The 5,415-nt window shown below is 64.5% G+C and carries 6 protein-coding genes; 5 read left to right on the top strand and 1 reads right to left on the bottom strand.

The window, feature by feature from the left end:
• Positions 1–26: 26 nt before the first annotated feature.
• Genes ACLQI9_RS06820 through ACLQI9_RS06805 form a run of 4 tightly spaced genes read left to right on the top strand, consistent with a single transcriptional unit; the run spans position 27 to position 3,268 of the window.
• Positions 27–944, top strand: a complete 918-nt coding sequence (locus tag ACLQI9_RS06820) for a F0F1 ATP synthase subunit gamma (protein ID WP_442391352.1) — start codon at positions 27–29, stop codon at positions 942–944.
• An 11-nt stretch (positions 945–955) separates the two neighbouring features.
• Positions 956–2,413 (top strand): F0F1 ATP synthase subunit beta, encoded by a 1,458-nt coding sequence (atpD, locus tag ACLQI9_RS06815; RefSeq protein WP_442391350.1) that lies wholly within the window; start codon positions 956–958, stop codon positions 2,411–2,413.
• Between the two features lie 33 nt (positions 2,414–2,446).
• Positions 2,447–2,812, top strand: a complete 366-nt coding sequence (locus ACLQI9_RS06810; RefSeq protein ID WP_442382147.1) for a F0F1 ATP synthase subunit epsilon — start codon at positions 2,447–2,449, stop codon at positions 2,810–2,812.
• A 12-nt stretch (positions 2,813–2,824) separates the two neighbouring features.
• Complete coding sequence (locus ACLQI9_RS06805; RefSeq protein WP_442382146.1) at positions 2,825–3,268, top strand: DUF2550 domain-containing protein; 444 nt, start codon at positions 2,825–2,827, stop codon at positions 3,266–3,268.
• Positions 3,269–3,277: 9 nt separating this feature from the next.
• Here the strand turns inward: ACLQI9_RS06805 and ACLQI9_RS06800 are convergent, their stop codons facing one another.
• Entirely contained in the window at positions 3,278–3,868 is a 591-nt protein-coding gene (locus ACLQI9_RS06800; protein WP_442382168.1) for a cob(I)yrinic acid a,c-diamide adenosyltransferase, read from the bottom strand.
• A gap of 71 nt (positions 3,869–3,939) precedes the next feature.
• On the opposite strand from ACLQI9_RS06800, the gene murA reads away from it, so the two are divergent.
• Positions 3,940–5,193 carry a UDP-N-acetylglucosamine 1-carboxyvinyltransferase gene (murA, locus tag ACLQI9_RS06795; RefSeq protein WP_442382145.1) on the top strand — a complete coding sequence of 418 codons (1,254 nt, stop codon included), beginning with the start codon at positions 3,940–3,942 and terminating at the stop codon, positions 5,191–5,193.
• Positions 5,194–5,415 lie beyond the last annotated feature (222 nt).

Below are 5,415 nucleotides of genomic sequence, written 5' to 3'. Positions count from 1 at the left end.
CCGCCACGGCCGAGAAGAAGTAGCCCATGGGAGCCCAGCTTCGCCTGGTCAGGCGGCGGATCAGCTCGGTGCAGTCCATCGCCCAGATCACCCGTGCGCAGGAGCTGATCGCGTCGTCGCGGATCGTGCGGGCGCAGCAGCAGGTGCGCGCGGCCGAGCCGTACGCGCGGGAGCTCACCCGCGCGGTGGAGGCGGTGATCAGCCGCTCGACCACGATCAACCACCCGTTCACCGAGGAGCCGCAGCACCCGACCCGCGCCGCGGTGCTGATCCTGACCAGCGACCAGGGCTTCGCCGGCGCCTACAACGCGAACGTGCTGCGTGAATCGGCCCGGCTGCGGCAGCTGCTGCAGGACCGGGGCATCGAGCCGGTCCTGTACGTGGCGGGCCGCAAGGGCATCGCCTGGCACCGGTTCCGCGAGCTCGACGTCGCCGAATCCTGGAGCGGTTTCTCCGCCGCGCCGAGGTACCGGGACGCGCAGCAGATCGCCACCGTGCTGCTCGAGGCGTTCGAAGCCGGCCAGCACGGCGACCACGAACGCGGCGTGGACGAGATCCACCTGGTCACCACCGAGTTCGTCTCCATGCTGACGCAGCGGCCCGTGGTCCGCAGGGCCCTGCCGCTGCAGATCGAGGAGACGGAGGAGGAGCACCCGTCCGGGCCCCTTCCGCAGTACGAGTTCGAACCCGGGCCGGCCGAGGTGCTCGACGCCCTGCTGCCGCAATACATGACGAGCAGGCTTTACTACTCGATGCTGGAGGCCGCGGCCGCCGAGCTGGCGTCGAGGCGGCGGGCCATGAAGGCGGCCACCGACAACGCGAGTGATCTGCTCGAGACGCTGACTCGTCAAGCCAACAACGCCCGGCAGGCCGAGATCACCCAAGAAATCAGCGAAATTGTCGGCGGCGCCAACGCGCTCGCGGACGCAAGCGCAAACGAGTGAGTGAGGGACACATGACCGCGACCGTTGAAAACTCAGCCGAGAGCGGCGAAGCCGCGACGGGTGCCGGCCGTGTCGCGAGGATCATCGGCCCCGTCGTGGACGTCGAGTTCCCTGCGGACCAGCTGCCGGAGATCTACTACGCGCTGCACACCGAGGTCACGCTCGGCGACGACACCCGGCTGCTGACGCTGGAGGTGGAGCAGCACCTCGGCGACGACATCGTCCGCGCCATCTCCATGGAGCCCACCGACGGCCTAGTGCGCGGCGCCGAGGTGACCAATACCGGCGCGCCGATCGAGGTGCCGGTGGGTGACGTGGTCAAGGGGCACGTGTTCAACGCCCTCGGCGAGACGCTCGACGTACCCACCTCGTCCCTGGACATCACCGAGCGGTGGCCGATCCACCGTGATCCCCCGCCGCTGGACCAGCTCGAGCCGAGGACCGAGATGTTCGTCACCGGCATCAAGGTCCTCGACCTGCTGACGCCGTACGTCCGGGGTGGCAAGATCGGGCTGTTCGGCGGAGCCGGGGTCGGCAAGACCGTGCTGATCCAGGAGATGATCCGCCGCGTCGCCCAGAACTTCGGCGGTGTCTCGGTGTTCGCCGGGGTGGGGGAGCGGACCCGCGAGGCCAACGACCTGTGGCTCGAGATGACCGAGTCCGGTGTCATCCAGGACACCGCGCTGGTGTACGGCCAGATGGACGAGCCGCCGGGCACTCGTTTGCGGGTAGGCCTGTCGGCCCTCACCATGGCCGAGTACTTCCGCGACGTCGAGAAGCAGGACGTGCTGTTGTTCATCGACAACATCTTCCGGTTCACCCAGGCCGGATCCGAGGTTTCCACGCTACTCGGCCGGATGCCCTCGGCGGTGGGGTATCAGCCCACGCTGGCCGACGAAATGGGTGAGCTCCAGGAGCGGATCACCTCGACGCGTGGCCGGTCCATCACCTCGATGCAAGCCGTGTACGTGCCGGCCGACGACTACACCGACCCCGCGCCGGCGACGACGTTCGCACACCTGGACGCGACCACCGAGCTGTCCCGAAATGTGTTCTCCAAGGGCATCTTCCCCGCGGTGGACCCGTTGGCGTCCAGCTCCACCATCTTGGACCCCGCGGTGCTCGGCGACGAGCACTACCGGGTGGCGCAGGAAGTTATCCGAATCCTGCAGCGCTACAAGGACCTACAAGACATCATCGCGATTCTTGGTATCGACGAGCTGTCCGAAGAGGACAAGCAACAGGTCAACCGGGCGCGACGCATCGAACGGTTCCTGTCGCAGAACATGATGGCCGCCGAACAGTTCACCGGTCAGCCAGGTTCCACCGTGCCGGTGAAGGAAACCATCGAGGCGTTCGACAAGCTCACAAAAGGTGAGTTCGACCATGTGCCCGAGCAGGCATTCTTCCTGATCGGCGGTCTCGACGACCTGGCTAAGAAGGCTGAAAGCTTCGGCGCCAAGCTGTGATCTGTTCTTGCCAGCGGCGAAAGGTGGCTTGACATGGCCGGCATGAACGTGGAGATCGTTGCCGTCGACCGGAAGATCTGGTCGGGCGAGGCGACGTTCATCTTCACCCGTACCACCGTCGGGGAGATCGGTATCCTGCCACGGCATATCCCGCTGGTGGCGCAGCTGGTCGATGATGCCATGGTGCGCGTCGAACGTGAGGACGAGAAGGACCTGCGCATCGCGGTAGACGGCGGCTTTATGTCGGTGACCGAGGAGGGGGTCAGCATCCTCGCCGAATCCGCGGAATTCGAATCAGAGATCGACGAGGCCGCGGCCAGAGAGGATTCGGAGTCAGACGATCCCCGCGTCGCCGCCAGGGGGCGGGCCAGACTGCGCGCTGTCGGCGCGCTCGACTAGCCGGTAACCGCGATGAGCGCGCTCATGATTGCCATGGTCGTGCTCGTCGCCATATTGGGAATCGCCGTCGTCGCCTTGAGCTATCGCTTGTGGAAGCTACGCCAGGGTGGGACGGCGGCGATCATGCGGGACATCCCCGCAGTCGGAGGCCACGGGTGGCGACACGGCGTCATCCGCTACCGGGGTGGTGATGCCGCCTTCTACCGATTGTCCAGTGTTCGCTTATGGCCGGATCGTCAACTCAACAGGCGAGGTGTGGACATCGTTTCGCGGCGTTCACCACGCGGTGACGAGTTCGACATCATGACCGAAGAGATCATCGTGTTGGAACTGCGCGACACGACGCAGGACCGTAGGGCGGGCTATGAAATCGCGCTGGACCGAGGCGCATTGACCGCTTTCCAGTCGTGGTTGGAATCACGTCCCTCGCCACGTGCACGCCGCCGCAGCATCTGATCTGCGGGTCTACTTCTCCGGCCGCCCGGGCCGTCCGCCGCCCGGTTGCCACAGCACGTCGCCGTCCGGGTTGGCTACCCGGCACAGGATAAACAGCAAGTCGGACAATCGATTCAGATACTTGGCCGGCACTGGACTGACGTCCGACGGGTGCATTTCGATCGCGGCCCACGCCGAACGCTCGGCGCGGCGTGCCGCCGTGCGGGCGACATGCAGCAGCGCCGAAAGTGGCGAACCACCAGGAAGTACAAAGGAATTGAGCGCCGGCAGCCCTTCGTTGAACTCGTCACACCACGCCTCGAGACGATCGATGTATGACTGCGTGATGCGCAGCGGTGGATACTGGGGATTCTCCACAACCGGGGTAGAGAGGTCCGCACCGGCATCGAACAGGTCGTTCTGTACCTGCTGTAAGACATCCGCTAATTGCTTAATCGGATTTCCCAGCGCGATCGCAGCGCCGATCGCCGCGTTGGCTTCGTCGCAGTCGGCATACGCCACCAACCGCCCGTCGTTCTTTGAGACCCGCGAGAAATCGCTCAACCCGGTGGTTCCATCGTCGCCGGTCCGGGTATAGATGCGCGTCAGGTGTACTGCCATGACTAAAAACCGTACCGCTCTGACCGCCATGCCGACTGACAGGTCGATACCGCTTCACTAAACTAACCCGGGTGGCCGAGCGATTCGTGGTGACCGGTGGCAGTCGGTTGTCGGGCGAAGTCGCTGTTGGTGGCGCGAAGAATAGCGTTCTCAAGCTGATGGCTGCGGCTCTCCTTGCTGAAGGCACCAGCACAATCACCAACTGCCCCGACATCCTCGACGTCCCGCTGATGGCGGAGGTGCTGAGGGGCCTGGGCGCCACGGTCGAACTGGCCGGCGCAACCGTGCGCATCACCTCCCCGGACGAGCCGAAATACGATGCCGACTTCGCCGCAGTCCGTCAGTTCCGAGCCTCGGTCTGCGTGCTCGGCCCGCTCGTCGGGAGGTGCAAACGAGCCAAAGTCGCACTGCCGGGCGGTGACGCCATCGGGTCGCGTCCGCTGGATATGCACCAGGCCGGGCTGCGGCAGTTGGGTGCCGTCTGCAATATCGAGCACGGCTGCGTGGTTGCCCAGGCGGATACCTTGCGGGGCGCCGAAATTCAGTTGGAGTTCCCATCAGTGGGAGCCACCGAGAACATCTTGATGGCCGCAGTCTTGGCGGAGGGCGTCACCACAATTCACAATGCGGCGCGCGAGCCCGACGTGGTGGACCTGTGCACGATGTTGAACCAGATGGGTGCGCAGGTCGAAGGTGCCGGTTCGCCGACGATGACCATTACCGGTGTACCGCGGCTGTACCCGACCGAGCACCGCGTCATCGGCGACCGGATCGTGGCAGCCACCTGGGGCATCGCCGCAGCGATGACCCGCGGCGACATTACGGTGACCGGGGTTGATCCGGCACATCTTCAGGTTGTACTGCACAAACTGCACGACGTGGGCGCCACCGTTACCCAGACCGACGACAGTTTTCGCGTGACGCAGTACGAGCGCCCGAAGGCCGTCAACGTCGCAACGTTGCCGTTCCCGGGGTTCCCGACGGATCTGCAGCCGATGGCGATCGGCCTGGCGTCGATCGCCGATGGCACATCAATGATTACCGAGAACGTGTTCGAGGCGCGGTTCCGGTTTGTCGAGGAGATGATCCGCCTGGGCGCCGACGCCCGCACCGACGGGCACCATGCCGTCGTGCGGGGCCTGCCGCAACTATCGAGTGCACCCGTGTGGTCGTCGGACATCCGGGCCGGCGCCGGTCTGGTGCTTGCTGGATTGGTCGCCGACGGTGACACCGAGGTGCACGACGTCTTTCATATCGACCGCGGCTATCCGCTGTTCGTGGAGAATCTGGTCAGTCTCGGAGCGGAGATTGAGCGCGTAGACTAGTGGGACTTAACGACGCACGGCGCTTCCTCAAGGGATCGTCAGTGCAGTTGACGGTGCCTGTGCCGCAGAGTATAGTAGCAGGGTTGCCTGTTTACGGGTGTTGTTTGAGAACTCAATAGTGTGTTTGGTGGTTTTGTTTTTGTTGTTGTTTTTTGCCATGCCTTGATGCCCCGTGTTGGGGTGTGGTTTTTTTGGATGCCAGTTTTTGGTGTCTTTTTGTTA

Source organism: Mycobacterium sp., from assembly GCF_052143115.1.
In the GTDB taxonomy this organism is placed as follows: domain Bacteria; phylum Actinomycetota; class Actinomycetes; order Mycobacteriales; family Mycobacteriaceae; genus Mycobacterium.
Note: the sequence above shows the minus strand (reverse complement) of the source record. Positions and strands in the feature narration are given on the sequence as shown.

Coding starts and splice junctions, on each gene's coding strand:
- ACLQI9_RS06820 (WP_442391352.1), top strand. CDS start 27: ATGGGAGCCCAGCTTCGCCTGGTCAGGCGGCGGATCAGCTCGGTGCAG.
- atpD (WP_442391350.1), top strand. CDS start 956: ATGACCGCGACCGTTGAAAACTCAGCCGAGAGCGGCGAAGCCGCGACG.
- ACLQI9_RS06810 (WP_442382147.1), top strand. CDS start 2,447: ATGGCCGGCATGAACGTGGAGATCGTTGCCGTCGACCGGAAGATCTGG.
- ACLQI9_RS06805 (WP_442382146.1), top strand. CDS start 2,825: ATGAGCGCGCTCATGATTGCCATGGTCGTGCTCGTCGCCATATTGGGA.
- ACLQI9_RS06800 (WP_442382168.1), bottom strand. CDS start 3,868: ATGGCAGTACACCTGACGCGCATCTATACCCGGACCGGCGACGATGGA.